A 17,782-nucleotide genomic window follows, 5' to 3' on the forward strand; every position below is an offset into this window, starting at 1 on the left:
TTGAACGTTCCGTGCTCGCCGGGGCGGTTCCGCTTCGTAACGTCGCGGGATGTGTGACTCCGCCCGGCTGACCAGACGTTCCGTGCTCGCCCTGGCCGCGGCCGCCCCGGTGGCCGCCGCCGCACCTGCCCGGGCCTCCGGGCCCGTGCTCGGCGGCGACCGCCTCGGCAGCGACGCGGTGCAGGCGGGCAGCACCGCCGCACCGCCCGGGAGGCTCACCGCACGGTCCTGGCTGGTCGCCGACCAGGACAGCGGCGAGGTGCTGGCCGCCTACCGGGCACACCGGCGGCTGCCGCCCGCCTCCACGCTGAAGATGCTGTTCGCCGACACGCTGCTCGACCGGTTCCCGCCCGGCAGCCGGCACACCGTCACCGCCGCCGACCTGGCCGGCATCCCGGCGGGCTCCAGCCTCGTCGGCATCCGGGCCGGGAGCACGTACACCGTCCGCCAGCTCTGGCAGGGCGTCTTCCTGCGCTCGGGGAACGATGCCGTGCACGTCCTCGCCCATATGAACGGCGGTGTGGCGGGGACCGTCGCCGAGATGCGGGCCAAGGCGCGGGAACTCCAGGCCCTCGACACGCACGTGGTCAGCCCGGACGGCTTCGACCACCCGGGGCAGTTGTCCTCGGCGTACGACCTGACGCTCTTCGCCCGGCACGGACTGCGCGACCCCGGCTTCCGCGCGTACTGCCGTACGAGAACGGCCGACTTCCCGGCCGGGGGCGGGAAGACGTTCCAGATCCAGAACACCGACCGGCTGCTGGGCGGGGCATGGGGCCTGCGGGCCTATCCGGGGCTGATCGGTGTGAAGAACGGCTACACGACCCAGGCCGGCAACACCTTCACCGGCGCCGCCACGCGGGCCGGGCGCACCCTGCTCGTCACCGTCATGCACCCCGCCGACAGCGCCGACGCCGTCTACGAGGAGGCCGCCGCCCTGCTCGACTGGGGTTTCGCGCACGGTGCGTCGGCACGGGCGGTGGGCACGCTGGTCGAGCCGGTGAGCGCGGGACAGGGGCCGGAGCCGCCGCCCGGGCGAGGCACCGCCGCCGCTGGTACGGTCGCGCCCGGACCCTCGGCGGGGCGGCTCGTGGAAGGCGCCGGTACCGCGGTCGCGCTCCTGGCGGGCGGGGCCTGGGCGCTGCGCCGGCGCGTGGCGCCCAGGCCCGCGAAGGGACGGCACCGCGAATGACGCCCAACGGCCCTACGGCACCCCGCCCTTGACGTCGGGCGGCAGTCGTTCCACTCGTACCGGTGCGTACCCCGCGGTCCCACGCGGGGTCCACCCCCACCCGGTGCCATGGAACGACTGCCGCCCACCCCCCCTGGATGTGGCCGACGGAAGCTGTCTGCTCCAACTGTGAAGCTTTCGTGTAGGAGATTTGAGCATAAGCGCACGACTGGCCGCAATAGGGCGGACGTTCACATTCCGTTTGTGCAGGTTGACGAGTTGACGAATGCACGTACCCGGGTCAGCCGCGCCCGACGTACGGCATCGCCGTGGCCAGTACGGTCGCGAACTGCACGTTCGCCTCCAGCGGCAGCTCCGCCATGTGCCGGACCGTGCGGGCCACGTCGGCGACGTCCATGACCGGTTCCGGGGCGACCTCGCCGTTCGCCTGCAGGGCTCCCGTCTGCATACGGGCCGTCATGTCGGTCGCCGCGTTGCCGATGTCGATCTGCCCGACGGCGATCCGGTACGGCCGCCCGTCCAGTGACAGCGACTTGGTCAGACCGGTCAGCGCGTGCTTGGTCGCGGTGTAGGCCACCGAGTGCGGGCGGGGCGCGTGCGCGGAGATCGAACCGTTGTTGATGATCCGCCCGCCCTGCGGCTCCTGCTCCTTCATCTGCCGGTACGCCGCCTGCGCGCACAGGAACGCCCCGTTGAGGTTGGTGTCCACCACGTGCCGCCACGCCTCGTAGGGCAGCTCCTCGACCGGCACGCCGCCGGGCCCGAACGTGCCCGCGTTGTTGAACAGCAGGTCGACCCGCCCGAAGTGCTCGACGGTGGCGGCGAACAGGGCGGTCACGTCCTCGGGCCGCGAGACGTCCGTCCGCACGGCGAGAGTGGCACCCTCGGGCACCAGGGCCGCCGTCTCCTCCAGAGTCTCCGCCCGCCGCCCCGCCAGCGCCACCGACCAGCCGGCACGGAGCAGTTCCACGGCGACCGCACGGCCGATGCCGGATCCCGCCCCGGTCACCACCGCGATCGCATTCTCCTTGGCATTCATGGGCCCGCAGCGTACGGGAGGCCCACCATGCGGAACTCATCCGTTCGTCATGCGAGTGCTGTGTACGTGTCAACCAGGTGACGTCCCCGGCCACTCCAATGCCTCCTGCAGCCATTCGTCAGGGGAGGACCGGATGACACCCGCAGCACACCCGTCCCAGCACGCCCCCGAACTCCGCGCGGCAGCCCGGCACATCGGCCGCCGCCGCTTCCTCACCGCCACCGGCGCCGCCGCCGCGCTGGCCTTCGCGACCAACCTGCCGTCCCCGGGAGTCGCGGCCGCCGCCGAACTCGACGCCGCGCGGATCACCGACAACCCGTTCACGCTGGGCGTCGCCTCCGGCGACCCGCTGCCGGATTCCGTCATCCTGTGGACCCGCCTCGCACCCGCCCCGTTCCAGGCCGACAGCGGACTGCCCGACGAACGCGTCACCGTCCACTGGGAGCTCGCCCACGACGAGCGGTTCCGCAGCATCGCCCGGCGCGGCACCGCCACCGCGCACCCCGAGTTCCACCACACCGTCCACGTCGAGGTGAGCCACCTGGACGCCGGACGCGTCTACTACTACCGCTTCCGCACCGGCCGTTGGGCCAGCCCGACCGGCCGCACCCGCACCGCCCCGGACCCCGGCAGCCGCGTCCCGGAACTCACCCTCGCCGCCGTCTCCTGCCAGGCCTACCACGACGGCTACTACACGCCCTATGCCCACCTCGCCGCCGACGACGTCGACCTCGTCCTCCACCTCGGCGACTACCTCTACGAGTACGCCGTCAACTCGGTGGGCGGCCAGCGCAACTACACCGACCGCACACTGCCGGACCTCTTCAACCGCGAGACCCTGACCCTGGAGGACTACCGCCTGCGGTACGCCCTCTACAAGTCCGACCCCGACCTGAGCGCCGCGCACGCCGCGCACCCCTTCGTCGTCACCTGGGACGACCACGAGACCGAGAACAACTACGCCGACGACATCCCCGAGAACAGCGTCCCGCCGAAGGAGTTCCTGCTGCGCCGCGCCTCCGCCTACCGCGCCTACTGGGAGAACCAGCCGCTGCGGCAGCCGCAGCGCCCCGCCGGGCCCGACATGCGGCTCTACCGCCGGCTGCACTGGGGCCGGCTCGCCCAGTTCGACGTCCTGGACACCCGCCAGTACCGCTCCGACCAGGCCTACGGCGACAAGGCGCACGTCCCCGGGCCCGAGTCCGACGACCCGGCGCGCACCATGACCGGGGCGACGCAGGAACGGTGGCTGCTCGACGGCTGGCGCTCCTCGCGGGCGCTGTGGAACCTCGTTCCGCAGCAGGTCCTGTTCGCCCGGCGGCACATGGACGCCACCACTCCGTCGCGGGTGTCGATGGACGCCTGGGACGGCTACAGCGCCTCACGCCGGCGCGTCCTCGACGGGGCGAAGGCCGCCGGCGTGGAGAACCTGATGGTGTTCAGCGGCGACGTGCACGCGGCGTACGCCTTCGACATCAAGGACGACTTCGACGACCAGAACTCCGCGACGCTCGGCACCGAGATCGTGGCGACGTCGATCTCCAGCGGCCGGGACGGCGCCGACAAGCCCGCCACCTGGGACACCTACACGTCCGCCAACCCGCACCTGAAGTTCTTCAACGGGCGGCGCGGCTACGTCACGGTCGCCCTGGGACGGGAGTCGGCGCGGGCCGACTTCAAGACCGTGCCGTACGTGACCCGGCAGGGGGCGCCGGTCGCGACGGCCGCGTCCTTCGTGACGGAGGTGGGGGAGCAGGGGCTCAAGCCGGCGTGAGCGGGGCTCAAGCCGGCGTGAGCTCGGCCGTGAGGTCCTCGTCCGGGGTCTCGCCCGGGTAGCGGACGCCGACACGGTCCCGGATGGCGTCGAGCGTCCGCATCACGGCGAGCGTGCCGTCGAGCGGGACGAGCGGGGACTCGGTCTCGCCGGCGCGCAGGGCGCGCATCACCTCGGCGGCCTCGTGCCGGAGGCTGTTGCGGGGCCCGTCCGCCGGGTCGGCCGTAAACTCCTCGGGGTCGCGGCCGTCCCGGTGCAGTACGAAGCGGTCCGGGAAGAAGAAGCCGTGCGGGATGTCGATACGGCCCTGGGAGCCGGTGACCGAGGCGGAGGTCGCCGTGCCGCCCACGATGGAGCAGTGCACCGAGCCGAGAGCGCCGCTCTCCCAGGAGAGCACTGCTCCCGTCTGGAGATCGACGCCCTCATCGGAGAGCACCGCTCTCGCCGCGATGTCCGACGGCTCCCCGAGCAGCAGCTGCGCGAACGACACCGGATACACGCCCAGATCGAGCAGCGCGCCCCCACCCAGCTCGGGGTTCCGCAGCCGGTGCGAGGGCGGGAACGGCCCGGCCAGCCCGAAATCGGCCTGGACCGTGCGCACTTCGCCGATCGCGCCGTCGTCGACCAGCGACTTCAGCCGCCGCACCAGCGGATTGCAGTACATCCACATCGCCTCCATCAGGAAGCGCCCGTGCTCCCGCGCCAGCGCGACGAGTTCCGCCGCCTCGCGCACGTTCAGCGTGAACGGCTTCTCGCACAGCACGTTCCGCCCGGCCGCCAGACACAGACCGGCGGCGGTCCGGTGCGCCGTGTGCGGGGTGGCGACGTAGACGACATCGATGTCCTCGTCCCGGGCGAGCGCGTCCCAGTCGCCGTACGCCCGCGGGATCCCGAACCGCTCCGCGAACGTCTTCGCCGACGCCTCCGACCGGGACGCCACCGCCACGACCTCCGCGTCCGGCAGGTCGATCAGGTCCGCGGTGAACGCGCCCGCGATCCCCCCGGTCGCCAGGATGCCCCACCGCACCGTGTCCGCCGTCATTCCCGCCCCGCCTTCACCTCGTAACCCGAGCAGCCCGTACGAGCTGAGAGCATAGGTGGCGATCGACTCGAAAAGGGAGGGACTCATGCCCGAGGGTGGGGCGTCCATACCGAACACCGCGCAGGGGGCCGCAGCCGGGGCGGAGCCCCCCGGCCTCACAGCGCACCGCCGCACCGGGCTCCTGGTCACCTTCCTCCTCGGAAGCCTGACCGCCGTACCTCCGCTGGCGATGGACATGTACCTCCCGTCGCTGCCGGAGGTCACCCGCTCCCTGCACGCCCCCGCCGCGACCGTCCAGCTCACCCTCACCGCCTGCCTGGCCGGCATGGCGCTCGGCCAGCTCGTCGTCGGGCCCATGAGCGACCGCTGGGGACGCCGCCGCCCCCTGCTCGCCGGGCTCGGCGTCTTCGTCGTCGCCACCGTCCTGTGCGCGCTCGCGCCCACCGTCGAACTCCTCGTCGCCTTCCGGCTGGCGCAGGGCCTCGCGGGCGCCGCCGCGATCGTCATCGCCCGGGCCGTCGTCCGCGACCTGTACGACGGCATGGCCATGGCCCGCTTCTTCTCCACCCTCATGCTGATCTCCGGGGTCGCCCCGATCGTCGCGCCGCTCATCGGCGGGCAGGTCCTGCGCGTGACCGATTGGCGGGGCGTGTTCGTCGTCCTCACGGCCATCGGCATCCTGATCGGGGTCCTGGTCTGGACGAGGCTGCCCGAGACCCTGCCGCCCGCCCAGCGCCACAGCGGCGGCGTCGGCGAGGCCCTGCACGCGATGCGCGGCCTGCTCTCCGACCGCTCCTTCGCCGGCTACACCCTCACCGGCGGCTTCGCCTTCGCCGCACTGTTCGCCTACATCTCGGCGTCCCCGTTCGTCATCCAGGAGATCTACGGCGCCTCCCCGCAGACGTTCAGCCTGCTGTTCGGCGTCAACTCGGTCGGGCTGGTCCTCGTCGGCCAGATCAACGGCAAGGTCCTGGTCGGCCGGGTCAGCCTGGACCGCGTCCTGGGGATCGGCCTGACCATCGTCATCACCGCGGCGACCGCGCTGCTGCTGATGTCCCTGGGCGTGTTCGGCGAGGTCTCTCTCGCGCCCGTCGCCGTCGCGCTGTTCGTCCTGATGTCCGCGATGGGCACCACCCTGCCCAACACCCAGGCACTCGCCCTGATGCGCACCAAGCACGCCGCCGGCTCCGCGTCCGCCCTGCTCGGCACTTCGTCGTTCCTCATCGGCGCGGTCGCCTCCCCGCTCGTCGGCGTCGCCGGGGAGGACACGGCCGTCCCGATGGCCGTCGTCCAACTGGCCGCGGCCCTGGTGGCACTGGCCTGCTTCGTGGGAATGTGCCGACCCTGGAAGACGGACGGGAAGACGGACGGCAGGCGCGCGAGCGTGGAGGGAGCAGGGAGCTGAGCGCACCACGACTGCGCCACGGCACGCCGGAACGGGCCGGGCTCGACCGCGGGGAACTGCGTCACCTGGTCCGGGAGGTCCACGTCCTCACCACCGGCCGGCGCCCCTGGGCGCCGGGCGCGGTCCTGGTCGTCGGCCGCGGCCCGGTGATCGCCGTGGAGGAGGCGGCGGGCTGGGCCGTGCGGTACTCGGCCTACGACGAGGACACCGACACCGGCGTGGAACTGCCCGCCGAGGACCGGGTCCCGATGACCGTCGACACCCCCTTCGACCTCGCGTCCCTGACCAAACTGTTCACAGCCGTGGCCGCCGTGCAGCAGATCGAGCGCGGCACCCTGGGCATCGACGCGCGGGTGGGGGCGTACCTGCCCGACTTCACGGCGGCCGCCCGGCACGGCATCACCGTACGGCAGCTGCTCACCCACACCTCCGGGCTGCGACCCGACCTCCCCCTGTACGACTGCGCCGACGACGCCGGGCGGCTGGCCGCGCTGCAGGCGGAAGCGCCGGTCGGGGCACCGGGCACGTACCGCTACTCCGACCTGAACATGCTGCTCCTCCAGCACCTCCTGGAACGCCTCACCGGCCGCACGCTCGACGTCCTCTTCCGCGACGGCATCACCCGGCCGCTGGGCATGACGGCGACGGAGTTCGGGCCGTGCCCCGGGGCGGCGGCGACGGAGGACCAGCGGCGGCCGTGGGCCAAGGCGGACCGGGGGATGCTGCGGGGTGAGGTGCACGACGAGAACGCCTGGGCGCTCGGGGGAGTGGCGGGCCACGCGGGCCTCTTCTCCACGGGCCGGGACCTCGCGGTGTTCTGCCGCACCCTCCTCGCCGGCGGCTCCTACGGCCCCGCCCGCATCCTCGGCCCCGACTTCGTCGAACTCCTCTTCACCCCGCCCGGCCTGGGCTTCTCCATCGACCAGCGGTGGTTCATGGGCGACCTGGCGGGCCGCGGCGCGGCGGGCCACACGGGCTTCACGGGCACGTCCCTCGTCCTCGACCCGGCGACGGAGACGTTCCTCATCCTCCTCACCAACGCGGTCCATCCTCGTCGTCGCCACCCGGACAGCGCGCCGAGGGCGGCGGCGGGGTCGCGGGTGGCCAGGGCGTTGCGGGGGATGTGAGAGCGACCGGACTGCAGGGACCGGCCCTCAGCCGCGTCCGGCCTGTCTCTGCACCTGCTCCAGGACCTGTTCCGCGGAACTCGTCCCGTTGAAGAGCTGGGCCCCGTACTGGTTGAGCAGGCGGTTGACCTGCTCCCAGTTCTTCGTCGTGCGCAGCGGAATCGACATGGCGTTGGCGGCTTCGAGGACCTCTCGGGCGCCGGCGAGATGGGCGCTCTCGTACCACGCGTGCTGGGCCGACTCACGTGACGGATAGGCACGTCCCACCCCGCCGAGCCACTCCAGTTGCTTCTTGGCCGTCATCAGTGTGATCGCCTTGAACGCCCGCTCCGGGTCCGGGCAGGACTTGGAGATGCCGAATCCGGAACCGGCCGAGTACGTCCTGCTTCCGTCCGGGCCGGCGGGAATCGTGGTCAGGCCCACCTGGAAGCCGGCCTGGTTCTTCAGGTTCAGCAGCGCCCACGGCCCGCTGGCGCTCATGGCGACGTCGCCGCTGAGAAACATGCGCTCGGCGAAGAACGCGGCACCGGACTTGGGCAGGTGGGGAGCGACCTTCTCCTTGGCCGCCAGGTCGGCGTACCACTGCACGCCCTTGGTCATGGCGGCGGTGGTCAGTCGCAGCTTGCCCGCCGCGTCGGTGGGTTGCGCACCGGTCCTGGTCAGCACCATGGGGAACATCCACAGATCCTGAGGCGCCGCCACGAACCCGTACTTCCGGTCTCCGGTCAGCTTGTGTGCGACCGACTCGAACTCGGCCAGCGTCCATCCCGGCTTGGGCTCCGGCACCCCGGCGTTGCGGAACATGCCCTTGTTGTATGTGAGGATCACCGGGCCGAAGTCGTACGGCAGCGCGTACTGCTTCCCGTTGGCACTCAGCCCCTTCATGATGGACTTGTCGAAATCCGTCACATCGAACTTGTTCTTGGCGATCAGATCGTCGAGCGGCAGCATGCCCTGGGTGTAGCCCGCGGTGCGCAGTGACTGCATCGAGACGATGCAGGGCGCGTCGCCCTTGTCGAAACGGGTGCCGAGTTTGGCGAAGTAGTCGTCGAAGGACGAGGTCTCCAGCTTGATCGTGATCTGCGGATCGTCGCGGGACACACGGTCAGCGAGTTCACGCCAGACCTGATGTTCCTCACCGCCGTCGGCCCACATCGACCAGGTCAACGGCTTCGAGTCGCCACCGTCGGCGCCGCACGCCATCACCAGCGTCCCGGCCAGTGCCAGGGCGACGGCTGCCCGCAGTGCGGTGAGCGGCCCTTTCACGGCATGTCCAGACTTCCCCTTTGGGGGCATATGCACGGATTATGGCATGGTTCACCTGGGCACGCCCGTCAGTGCTCACCGTCCGGGCGGCTCGCCGGAGAACCGGTCCGGACGGGTGAGTCCCCGGGCTCGGGGCCCTCGTAGAATCGCCGGGTGAACGCCCCCGCACCCCCGGCCGAAACCCTCCGCGCCGCCCTCGCCGGTCTGCTCGACGGGCTGCCGCCCCGGCAGGCCGCGCAGGCGGTCGAGCGGCTGATCGCCAGTTACCGCGGGGCCACCCCGACCGACGCGCCGATCCTGCGGGACCGGGCGGATGTGGCCGCCTACGCGGCTTACCGGATGCCCGCGACCTTCGAGGCTGTGCGGTCGGCGCTGGAGGCGTTCGCCGAGGCCGCGCCCGCGTGGGTGCCGGGATCGCACACCGACGTCGGCGGCGGTACGGGTGCCGCGGCCTGGGCGGTGAGCGCGACCTGGGGCGGGGAGCGGCCCGTCACCGTGCTCGACTGGGCCGAGCCCGCGCTCGCCCTGGGCCGGGAGATCGCCGCGGCCGGCCCGGCCCTGCGGGACGTACGGTGGCAGCGCTCTCGGATCGGAGCGGCGCTCACCCTGGAGAGCACTGATCTCGTCACCGTGTCCTATGTGCTCAACGAGCTGACCGCCGCCGACCGCGCCGCCCTCGTCGACGCCGCCGCGGCCGCCGCCCAGGCCATCGTGATCGTCGAACCCGGCACCCCGGACGGCTACGCCCGCGTCATCGAGGCCCGCGACCGGCTGGTCGGCGCCGGCTTCCACGTCGCCGCCCCCTGCCCGCACAGCGCCGCCTGCCCCATCGCGCCGGGCACGGACTGGTGCCACTTCTCCGCCCGGGTCAGCCGTTCCTCCCTGCACCGCCAGGTCAAGGGCGGCTCCCTCCCCTACGAGGACGAGAAGTTCAGCTACGTCGCCGCCGCCCGCTTCCCCGTCACCCCGTCACCTTCCCGTGTCGTGCGGCGCCCGCAGATCCGCAAGGGCCAGGTCCTCCTCGACCTGTGCGAGACCGAACCGTCCCTGCACCGCACCACCGTCACCAAACGCCACGGCGACCTCTACAAAGCGGCCCGTGACGCGGACTGGGGCGACGCCTGGCCTCCGGCACCCTGACCGGCCCAGCGGGACAACGCCTCCTGCGCCGACGCCCGGTCGGCGGGGGAGAGGGCGGCGATGTCGACGCTGTGGTTGCCGTCCGGCACCCACAGGACCCGTGAGTCGGCCCCGCCGGGGTGGAAGTACTCGGCCACGCTGGGGTCCTGGGTGCCGTAGACGAACAGCATGCGGCTGCCGCGGCGGCGGACCCAGCGGTCGATGTCCGGCATGGCCGCCGGGTCGAAGACCATGGGGATGTCCCTGGGGACGAAGTTGCGCGCCGCGATGCCGTCGGGGTGGCGCAGCAGGTCCGCCACGTGGGCGGTGGGGACATCGCCGTACCCCAGTTGCGTGCCGATCTGGTACCAGTACGGGACGTACCGCCGCGCCGCCGTGTCGGCGTACAGGGACAGCCCCGCCCATTGGTCCAGCCACGCGTACAGCTCGTCGGTCGTCGCCTCCGGGCCGGGGATCGCGGCGACGTCGGTCGGCGTCGCGCGCTGCCAGAACATGAACAGCACACGCAGCACGGCGATTTCGAACGCCTGGTCGGCGCTGCCGATGATGCGGAAGGCGTCGCCCTGGGCGGTCGCCCAGGCCTCGTAGCGGGCGACCATCTCGGCCCGGCGCAGCAGCATCTGCCGCTGGGCGGCCTTGACGGCCTCGCGGTCGGGGGCGGTGCCGACGGTCTCCAGGAAGCGGAGGTAGGCGGAGTCGTCGCGGTCGTCGACGTTGTTCGGCGCCGAGTAGACCACCGTGCCGTCCACGTCGTGGGGGTGGAAGCGGCGGTGGTAGACGCTCGCCATGCCGCCCTTGCTGCTGCCGGTGGAGATCCACGCGCCCGGGTAGAGCCTGCGGAAGAGGCGGACGACGTGGTGGTGGTCGTCGGCGGCCTGGCGGATCGTGAGGTGGGCGTAGCCGGGCCCGGCAGGGAGCGAGGCGCCGAAGTACCGGTGTTCCACCTGGAGTTGGTTGGCTCCGAGCAGGATCGTCGGTTCGCTCCGCCAGGGCGTGAGGACGGCGTGGTAGCCGGTGGTGGTGAGCACCATGGGCCGGTCGGCGGCGGTGTGCAGCAGGGTGAGGCGCTGCTCGAAGGTGCCGGCCGCGGGGTTCGTGTGGTCGACCGGCTGGCGCAGGCCGAGGACGAAGTGCCGGTAGCCCGGTTCGGCGTCCTGCCGCTCCTCGATCAGCCGCAGGCCGGGCAGTGCCCGCAGCGCGTCCGCGATGTCGCCGGTACCGGGACGGGCCGCCCCGGCCGCCGCCCGGGCGGGCAAGGCCGTCGTCGCGGCGAGACCCGCCGCCGAGGCGGCCGTCGCCGCGGAGGTGAGCAGTCGTCGTCTCGTCCATACGCGCATCGTGAGTCCTCCCGGGTGTCCGTCGGCCGCGGTTTCTCGGCCGCTTCAGTACATCCGCCGGACGTCCCGGGAGGATCCCGCGCGCGAGGGGACCGCCTCCCCCCCGCGGGGGAGGCTCACGACGACTTGTCGGTCGTACGGTCCTCCTGTCCTTCCTGCTGCTGCCGTTTCTCCTGAAGCTTGCGCAGCAACTCGCGTTTCTGGGCCTGCGGATCGAGGCCGCCGCCGATCCGGCCGCCCCGGCCGCCGCCGCGCAGCGCCTTGCGGCCGAGCTTCTGGCGCGATCCGCCGACACCCAGCATGTTTCCGGCTCCGCCTCGGGTCATGTGGGGGTTCCTTTCCTGACTCTCCTCCGCGACGAGACGGTTCGTCTCGTACGTGGTGTTCCACTGTCCGCGAGACGCTCCGTCTTGTCAACCTGATAAATTCGAGCCATGGCCGCACAGAAGTCCGCCCAGTCCGCCCCCGGCAAGCCCGCCCCCGACTCCACCCGGCGCAGTGAGAAGTCACGTCGCGCCATCTACGAAGCCGCTCTCGCGCTCGTCGTCGAGGTCGGCTACCCGAAGACCACCATCGAGGGCATCGCCGCCCGCGCCGGCGTCGGGAAGCAGACGATCTACCGCTGGTGGTCGTCGAAGGCGGACGTGCTGATGGAGGCGTTCCTGGACCTGGGCGAGCAGTCCCTGCGGGAAGCGGGGCCGGTGCCGTACGCCTTCCCCGACACCGGCGACCTCGCCGCCGACGTCAAGGGCGTCCTGCGCGCCACCGTCGACCAGATGCGCGACCCGAGGTTCGAGGCGCCGTCCCGCGCGCTGGCCGCCGAGGGCGTCGTGAACGAGCAGCTCGGCCGCGAGCTCGTGGCCAAGCTGATGCAGCCCTCACTCGACCTCTACATCGGCCGGCTGCGTGCCGCCCAGGACGCCGGGCAGGTGCGGCCCGACATCGACCCGCGCATCGCCCTGGAGTTCTTCATCTCCCCGCTCGCCCAGCGCTGGCTCCAGCACACGGGCCCGATCTCCTACGAGTACACCGACACCCTCGTCGACTACGCCCTTCACGGCCTCGCGCCGCGCTGAAAGCCGCGCAGGAAGCCGCGCTGAAAGCCGCGCCGAGGGCCGCGCTGAGAGCCGCGCCGATCGGCCCGCGCGAGGCGCCCCGGCGCGTCCGTGATCACGCCGTCGCAGCCCAGCGCCAGGACGCGGTCCCGCTGCGCGTCCGTCACCACGGTGTGCGCCCACACCCGCCGGATCCCCGACCGCACCGCCCGCGCGAGATCCGTGTCACGCGCCCGGTGGTCCACGTCCAGCAGGTCCACGAACGACCGCCAGCGCTCCGGACGGTCCGTGCGCAGTTGCCGCGCCGAGCGCCACAACTGCGTGAGCAGGCCGAGACGGTGGACGCGCCGGGCCACCTCGGGGTCGTTGGAGTTCACGAACACCGAGCGGGTCAGGCCACGGGCCCGGATCAACCCGGCCAGCCGGTTCAGGCTGCGCGGGTCCTTCGCCTCCAGCATCAGCACGATCCGCCCGCCGAAACGGTCCAGCACCTCGGCGACCGTCGGCGGCCGTTCCGACCGCCAGCTGCCGGGCAGCTCGTCCTTCGGGCGCAGCCGTACGCCCTGCCACTCCCGGGCGTCGAGTCCGCGCACCTCGCCGCCGAGGTAGGTGGTGCGGTTCAGGGTCTCGTCATGGAACACCACGGGCGTCCCGTCCCGCAGCAGCCGCGTGTCGAAGTCCAGCACGTGCGCCGTACCGCGCTCGTATGCGGCCGCCAGCCCCGTCATGCTGTTCTCGGGGACCTCGCGGGCGCCGCCGCGGTGGGCGACGTAGGTGATCCGGGGGAGCGCGGCCACGGTCAGCGGGCCGGTGCCCCACTCCAGCGGGTGGGTGCGCCCCGCGGGCGGACGGATGCCCGCCGGCAGGACCGGGGCGGCGCCGGCCGGTCCCGTGAGGGTCAGCGAGACCACCGAAACCGCGGAGGCGAGGCCCGTCAGCGCGATCCTTGTGACCATGGCGACTACGGTAGGGCGCCATGTCATGGCAAAGCGGGCAATGACACCCGATCACGGTGCGGAGTACCTCTCGCCCTGCGGGCATATGCCTCGCCCCACCGGTACCCGTCTCGGCCCTCCTGCCCCGGATGTGGGCACTGGCCCCCCGGCGCGCGGCAAGATGGGACCATAAGGCATGCTGTTCCGCACGACAGCGAGGCGAGGGGATAGATGAGCGCGGAGTACGGCGGCAGGACCGGCCTACAGGGCAAACTCACCCAGTGGCTGCGCGCCGGGCGCCGGCCCAAGGAGACCGCCGGTGACGGCGGCCGGGAGGCCCTGCTGCTCGCCGCCGCCGGAGCGGGACTGCCGCTCGCCCCCGCCGCCCACCCGGCCGGCTACCGCTGCTCCTGCGACCGCGTCGGCTGTCCCACCCCGGCCCGGCACCCGGTGTCCTTCGCCTGGCAGACGCAGTCGACCACCGACCGCGCCCAGATCGAACGCTGGGCCCGCCATCAGCCGCAGGCCAACTTCATCACCGCGACCGGCATGGTGCACGACGTCCTCGACGTGCCCCTGGATGCCGGTCGCAGTGCGTTGGAGCGGCTGCTCGTCGCAGGTGTCGAGGTCGGGCCCGTCGCCGAGAGCGACGACGGCCGCATGCTGTTCTTCACCCTCACGCGCGGGACGCCCGAGGACGAGGACGAGTGGTGGCCGTGCGAACTGGACTGCCACCCCGAGACGATGGACGAGCACCCCGGGCTGCGGTGGCACTGCCGCGGCTCCTACGTCCTCGTACCGCCGGCGCGGCTGCCCGGCGAGGACCAGACGGTGCACTGGGTGCGCGGTCCCGAGCATCCGCTGCCGGATCCGCTGACCCTGCTGGAGACGCTCACCGAGGCCTGCGCCCGGTACGCCGGTGAGGACGCCGACCACGCCGGGGCGGCCTGGCCGCTGCGGCACTGAGCCGACCCGGGCTTGGTCCTGCCTTGCCTTTACGAGCCCTCCGCCGAGGTCATTCCCTGGATCCGGCCGAGGATCGTCACCTTCGGGCTGCCGCTGCCCTTCGGCGGGTCCAGGGCCACCTCGTTGGAGACGAACTCCATCAGGAGGGACTGCTTGACCTCGCCGTCCGTCAGCGCGAGGACGTCCTTGTTGGGGATGGGGAACGTCGTGCCCGCGTAGGCCGTCTGCTTCTCGTAGTGCCGTGTCGTGAAGAACACCAGTGCGCCGCCGTCCGCCGTGCGCAGGGCGAGGGGCTGGTAGTCGCCGTTGGTCAGCGGCTCGTCGATGTACTGGGTGACCAGGCCCGGCTTCTTGGCGTTCTTCGCGCGCAGGGCGCGCCACTGGCTGGTGTGGGAGCCGTCGGCGAAGGTGTCCCCGCCGCTCTTGAGGTAGGCCGTGTAGTCCTGGCTCAGGTCGCGGGGGGTGGCGGCCAGGCCGGACGAGTTCACCGGGACGGACTCGGCCCAGCCGTTCGCGTCCTTCTTGAACTGCGGGACCTTGCCCGGTGCGACGAGGGTGAGGTACGCGACCTGGAAGGGGTCGTCCAGGCTGCTGCGGGTGAACACGAGCAGCCAGCGGGCGGCGCCGCCCTTGTTGCCGGCCGCGTCGACGAGGAACCAGCGGGGCCAGCCGGCCTTCTTGGGGATCGTGTACTTCGCGTCCGTCAGCTTCAGGGGCGTGTGGTTCGGGTTGCCGTCCGGGTTGTTCGTCTTGCCGGCCTTCAGGCGTGCCGAGTCGATGTCGGCCAGGGCGCCGGTGGTGTGGTCGGCGTCCAGGGAGGCGTCGTAGGCCTCGTCGGCCGCGTTGTACGCGGTCGTGAACTCCTGGAGGGCCTTGGCGGCTTCGGCGCGGGTGGTGGACGGGAGGATCTCCCGTTCGCCGTGCACCACGACGCATCCGCTCGCCGTCAACGACAAAGCGGTCACCGAGGCTGCTATGAGGGCGCTCCGGGCGGACCTGCGGAGCGTTCGAGGGTCGCGATCCCTGCTCATCGGGTTCCTTCACCTTCCCCTTTCCGGAGGCGAACCCTACCGGGTGCCTCCGGCGGTTGGGCGGGGGGTCTGCGCCTGCGGCTGGCTCGTGGGTCGGGGCCGCGCCGGGGGGTGTCCGTCCTCGGAACGGCGCGATGGGGTCGGATACCGACTGACTGGCGTTGACGCGCCAACCGCTGCGGGCGGACACCCCCCGGCACGTCCCCTTGCCGCCGTAGGCGACCGCGGGTGCGTCGTGGCCGCCGTAGCTGCGGGCAGTCGTGCCTCCCCCAGTGCCTTAAGGGCCTGGGAGGTGCCCCCAGGCGGCACGGGTGGGCGCAGCGGCACCTCGTCGCGCCGAGTTGCGCAGCGCCCCCGCCTCAGCGGCGTCAGACCTTGTCGCGTACCGGTGTCGGTGTCGTCCGGCGGCGTCCGAAGTCCGTCGGGGCCAGGAACAGGGCCAGGGTCGGGATCAGGTACAGCAGCCACACCGTGACCTGGAGGACCGTCGGGTCGGGCTGGAAGTTGAAGATGCCCTTCAGGAGGGTGCCGTACCAGCTGGACGGATCGACGGTGTCGCTGATGTCGAACGCCAGGTTCTTCTCGCCCGGCAGGAAGCGGGCCTCCTGCAAGTCGTGGAAGCCGTACGCCAGTACACCCGCCGCGACGACGACCAGCATGCCGCCGGTCCAGGTGAAGAACCGGGCGAGATTGATGCGCAGGGCGCCCCGGTAGAACAGCCAGCCCAGGAGGACCGCCGTCAACAGGCCCAGGGCGACGCCGAGAAGGGGACGCGGGCTGCCGTCGCTCGCCGCGTGGACCGACGCCCAGACGAACAGGGCCGTTTCCAGGCCCTCCCGGCCCACCGCCAGGAACGCCGTGGCGACCAGCGCGCCCGTACCCATGGCGAGGGCCGCGTCCAGCTTGCCGTGCAGTTCGGACTTCAGGTGCCGGGCGGTGCGCCGCATCCAGAACACCATCCACGTCACCAGAGCGACCGCGAGGATCGACAGGGACCCGCCGAGGGCCTCCTGCGCCTCGAACGTCAGCTCCTGGGAGCCGAATTCGAGGGCGCAGCCGAAGCCGAGCGCGAGGGCGAGCGCGATGCCGATGCCGATCCAGATCGGGCGCAGCGCGTCCCTGCGGTCCGTCTTGACCAGGTAGGCGATGAGGATGCAGACGACGAGGCTCGCCTCCAGGCCCTCGCGCAGACCGATCAGGTAGTTGGAGAACAACAGGCTCAGGCCTCCTTGGAGAACAGCGTCCGGCCCCACCAGTCGTCCTTGTCACGGACGCCCGGCGGGATGGCGAAGAGCGCCGAACCCACGTGCTGGATGTACTCGTTGAGCGCGTCCGTGGCCAGGTTGCGCTGGATCGGGATGAAGCCCTTGCGGACGTCGCGCTGGTAGGCCAGGAAGAACAGGCCCGCGTCCAGGCGGCCCAGTCCGTCCGTGCCGTCGGTGAAGGAGTAGCCGCGGCGCAGGATCGTCGCCCCGTGGTTGGCGTCGGGGTGTGCGAGCCGGACGTGCGCGTCGGGCTTCATGGCCTTCAGGAACGGCTCGTCGCGCTCCTTCGCCTTGCCGACCGGGGCGCCCTCGCCCTTGTCCCGGCCGAAGATGTCCTCCTGCTCCTGGAGCGAGGTGCGGTCCCAGGTCTCGATGTGCATGCGGATGCGGCGGGCGACGAGGTAGGAGCCGCCCCGCATCCAGGCCGGGTCGTCCGTGTCGTCCACCCAGACGAACTTCTTCAGGCGGTCCGTCTCCGTGCCCGCGATGTTGCGGGTGCCGTCCTTGAAGCCCATCAGGTTGCGCGGCGTCTGCGCCTCGGGTGTCGTCGACGACGTCTTGCCGAAGCCGAGCTGCGACCAGCGGATGACGACCTTGCCGAAGCCGATGCGGGCCAGGTTGCGGACGGCGTGCACGGCGACCTGCGGATCGTCCGCGCAGGCCTGGACGCACAGGTCGCCCCCGCTGCGGTTCTTGTCCAGGTTGTCGCCCGCGAACTTCGGCAGGTCCACGAGGGCGGCCGGCCGTTGCTCCGCCAGGCCGAACTTCTCGAAGAGGCTCGGGCCGAAGCCGATCGTGAGGGTCAGGCGGGAGGGCTTGAGGTCCAGGGCCTCGCCGGTGTCGTCCGGGGGCGCTTCGGGGAGGCCGCCGAAGCCGCCCTCGCCCACCGGGCGCCCGGCCGTCATACGGCGGGCGGCTTCCGTCCAGTCCTTCAGCAGCTGGACGAACTCCGCCCGGTCGTCGGTCGTCACGTCGAACGCCGCGAAGTGCAGCCGGTCCTGGACCGGGGTGGCGATGCCCGCCTGGTGCGGGCCGTGGAAGGCGATCGCGGTTCCGGTGTCCGGCGCGGGCTCGTCGTCGGTGCGGGCCATCGCCACGGCTCCGCCCGCCGCGGCGGCGCCGAGGGCCAGGCCCGCGCCGCCCCAGCCGAGCAGGGCGCGCCGGGAGGGGGAGTGGGAGGGGGTGTCGTTGTCCGTCATGGCGGGCGG

General features: G+C 72.2%; 16 protein-coding genes. 7 read left to right on the forward strand and 9 right to left on the reverse strand.

From position 1 onward, the window contains the following. Positions 1–49: 49 nt before the first annotated feature. Positions 50–1,192, forward strand: coding sequence for a D-alanyl-D-alanine carboxypeptidase family protein (locus tag CCL05_RS12740; RefSeq protein WP_086560622.1), 1,143 nt, complete (start codon positions 50–52; stop codon positions 1,190–1,192). 280 nt (positions 1,193–1,472) lie between these two features. Here the strand turns inward: CCL05_RS12740 and CCL05_RS12745 are convergent, their stop codons facing one another. Continuing rightward, the gene (locus tag CCL05_RS12745) at positions 1,473–2,231 is read right to left on the reverse strand and encodes an SDR family oxidoreductase (protein ID WP_086560623.1); all 759 of its coding nucleotides are present in this window, start codon (positions 2,229–2,231) and stop codon (positions 1,473–1,475) included. A 133-nt stretch (positions 2,232–2,364) separates the two neighbouring features. Between CCL05_RS12745 and CCL05_RS12750 the strand changes: the two genes are divergently transcribed. After that, the gene (locus CCL05_RS12750; protein WP_086560624.1) at positions 2,365–4,005 is read left to right on the forward strand and encodes an alkaline phosphatase D family protein; all 1,641 of its coding nucleotides are present in this window, start codon (positions 2,365–2,367) and stop codon (positions 4,003–4,005) included. Positions 4,006–4,012: 7 nt separating this feature from the next. On the opposite strand, the gene CCL05_RS12755 is transcribed toward CCL05_RS12750, so the two are convergent. Beyond that, positions 4,013–5,047 (reverse strand): Gfo/Idh/MocA family protein, encoded by a 1,035-nt coding sequence (locus tag CCL05_RS12755; protein ID WP_086560625.1) that lies wholly within the window; start codon positions 5,045–5,047, stop codon positions 4,013–4,015. Positions 5,048–5,132: 85 nt separating this feature from the next. On the opposite strand from CCL05_RS12755, the gene CCL05_RS12760 reads away from it, so the two are divergent. Both CCL05_RS12760 and CCL05_RS12765 read left to right on the forward strand, forming a co-directional pair. Beyond that, entirely contained in the window at positions 5,133–6,452 is a 1,320-nt protein-coding gene (locus tag CCL05_RS12760; RefSeq protein ID WP_086560626.1) for a multidrug effflux MFS transporter, read from the forward strand. Next, a complete protein-coding gene (locus CCL05_RS12765; RefSeq protein WP_425275912.1) occupies positions 6,383–7,579 on the forward strand; it encodes a serine hydrolase domain-containing protein in 1,197 nt (398 codons plus the stop codon). Before CCL05_RS12760 ends, CCL05_RS12765 begins: the two co-directional genes overlap by 70 nt. A 27-nt stretch (positions 7,580–7,606) precedes the next feature. Here CCL05_RS12765 and CCL05_RS12770 read toward each other — a convergent pair whose 3' ends face one another. Next, complete coding sequence (locus CCL05_RS12770) at positions 7,607–8,845, reverse strand: ABC transporter substrate-binding protein (protein ID WP_158102446.1); 1,239 nt, start codon at positions 8,843–8,845, stop codon at positions 7,607–7,609. Between the two features lie 153 nt (positions 8,846–8,998). Between CCL05_RS12770 and CCL05_RS12775 the strand changes: the two genes are divergently transcribed. After that, complete coding sequence (locus CCL05_RS12775; protein ID WP_086560628.1) at positions 8,999–9,985, forward strand: small ribosomal subunit Rsm22 family protein; 987 nt, start codon at positions 8,999–9,001, stop codon at positions 9,983–9,985. Here the strand turns inward: CCL05_RS12775 and CCL05_RS12780 are convergent. Both CCL05_RS12780 and CCL05_RS12785 read right to left on the reverse strand, forming a co-directional pair. Further along, the gene (locus CCL05_RS12780; RefSeq protein WP_086560629.1) at positions 9,931–11,322 is read right to left on the reverse strand and encodes a S28 family serine protease; all 1,392 of its coding nucleotides are present in this window, start codon (positions 11,320–11,322) and stop codon (positions 9,931–9,933) included. The two genes, CCL05_RS12775 and CCL05_RS12780, sit on opposite strands and share 55 nt — an antisense overlap. Positions 11,323–11,438: 116 nt before the next feature. Then, positions 11,439–11,648: a DUF6243 family protein gene (locus CCL05_RS12785; RefSeq protein WP_208641477.1), complete on the reverse strand. Its 210-nt coding sequence runs from the start codon at positions 11,646–11,648 to the stop codon at positions 11,439–11,441. 108 nt (positions 11,649–11,756) lie between these two features. Between CCL05_RS12785 and CCL05_RS12790 the strand changes: the two genes are divergently transcribed. Next, complete coding sequence (locus tag CCL05_RS12790) at positions 11,757–12,398, forward strand: TetR/AcrR family transcriptional regulator (protein WP_086560631.1); 642 nt, start codon at positions 11,757–11,759, stop codon at positions 12,396–12,398. Here the strand turns inward: CCL05_RS12790 and CCL05_RS12795 are convergent. Further along, the gene (locus CCL05_RS12795; RefSeq protein ID WP_086560632.1) at positions 12,377–13,333 is read right to left on the reverse strand and encodes a glycerophosphodiester phosphodiesterase; all 957 of its coding nucleotides are present in this window, start codon (positions 13,331–13,333) and stop codon (positions 12,377–12,379) included. The two genes, CCL05_RS12790 and CCL05_RS12795, sit on opposite strands and share 22 nt — an antisense overlap. Positions 13,334–13,543: 210 nt before the next feature. Here CCL05_RS12795 and CCL05_RS12800 point away from each other — a divergent pair, with 210 nt between their 5' ends. Then, complete coding sequence (locus tag CCL05_RS12800) at positions 13,544–14,278, forward strand: bifunctional DNA primase/polymerase (protein ID WP_086560633.1); 735 nt, start codon at positions 13,544–13,546, stop codon at positions 14,276–14,278. Between the two features lie 29 nt (positions 14,279–14,307). On the opposite strand, the gene CCL05_RS12805 is transcribed toward CCL05_RS12800, so the two are convergent. From CCL05_RS12805 to efeB, 3 genes are all read right to left on the reverse strand, one after another. Next, positions 14,308–15,309: an SCO2278 family lipoprotein gene (locus tag CCL05_RS12805; protein ID WP_086560634.1), complete on the reverse strand. Its 1,002-nt coding sequence runs from the start codon at positions 15,307–15,309 to the stop codon at positions 14,308–14,310. 368 nt (positions 15,310–15,677) lie between these two features. Then, the gene (gene efeU, locus CCL05_RS12810) at positions 15,678–16,523 is read right to left on the reverse strand and encodes an iron uptake transporter permease EfeU (protein WP_086560635.1); all 846 of its coding nucleotides are present in this window, start codon (positions 16,521–16,523) and stop codon (positions 15,678–15,680) included. A 5-nt stretch (positions 16,524–16,528) separates the two neighbouring features. After that, the gene (gene efeB, locus CCL05_RS12815; RefSeq protein ID WP_086560636.1) at positions 16,529–17,773 is read right to left on the reverse strand and encodes an iron uptake transporter deferrochelatase/peroxidase subunit; all 1,245 of its coding nucleotides are present in this window, start codon (positions 17,771–17,773) and stop codon (positions 16,529–16,531) included. Positions 17,774–17,782 lie beyond the last annotated feature (9 nt).

This window comes from Streptomyces africanus (assembly GCF_002150735.1).
In the GTDB taxonomy this organism is placed as follows: domain Bacteria; phylum Actinomycetota; class Actinomycetes; order Streptomycetales; family Streptomycetaceae; genus Streptomyces; species Streptomyces africanus.

Coding starts and splice junctions, on each gene's coding strand:
- CCL05_RS12760 (WP_086560626.1), top strand. CDS start 5,133: ATGCCCGAGGGTGGGGCGTCCATACCGAACACCGCGCAGGGGGCCGCA.
- CCL05_RS12745 (WP_086560623.1), bottom strand. CDS start 2,231: ATGAATGCCAAGGAGAATGCGATCGCGGTGGTGACCGGGGCGGGATCC.
- CCL05_RS12805 (WP_086560634.1), bottom strand. CDS start 15,309: ATGAGCAGGGATCGCGACCCTCGAACGCTCCGCAGGTCCGCCCGGAGC.
- CCL05_RS12800 (WP_086560633.1), top strand. CDS start 13,544: ATGAGCGCGGAGTACGGCGGCAGGACCGGCCTACAGGGCAAACTCACC.
- CCL05_RS12785 (WP_208641477.1), bottom strand. CDS start 11,648: ATGACCCGAGGCGGAGCCGGAAACATGCTGGGTGTCGGCGGATCGCGC.
- CCL05_RS12750 (WP_086560624.1), top strand. CDS start 2,365: ATGACACCCGCAGCACACCCGTCCCAGCACGCCCCCGAACTCCGCGCG.
- CCL05_RS12790 (WP_086560631.1), top strand. CDS start 11,757: ATGGCCGCACAGAAGTCCGCCCAGTCCGCCCCCGGCAAGCCCGCCCCC.
- CCL05_RS12780 (WP_086560629.1), bottom strand. CDS start 11,322: ATGCGCGTATGGACGAGACGACGACTGCTCACCTCCGCGGCGACGGCC.
- CCL05_RS12755 (WP_086560625.1), bottom strand. CDS start 5,047: ATGACGGCGGACACGGTGCGGTGGGGCATCCTGGCGACCGGGGGGATC.
- efeB (WP_086560636.1), bottom strand. CDS start 17,773: ATGACGGACAACGACACCCCCTCCCACTCCCCCTCCCGGCGCGCCCTG.
- CCL05_RS12740 (WP_086560622.1), top strand. CDS start 50: ATGTGTGACTCCGCCCGGCTGACCAGACGTTCCGTGCTCGCCCTGGCC.
- CCL05_RS12795 (WP_086560632.1), bottom strand. CDS start 13,333: ATGGTCACAAGGATCGCGCTGACGGGCCTCGCCTCCGCGGTTTCGGTG.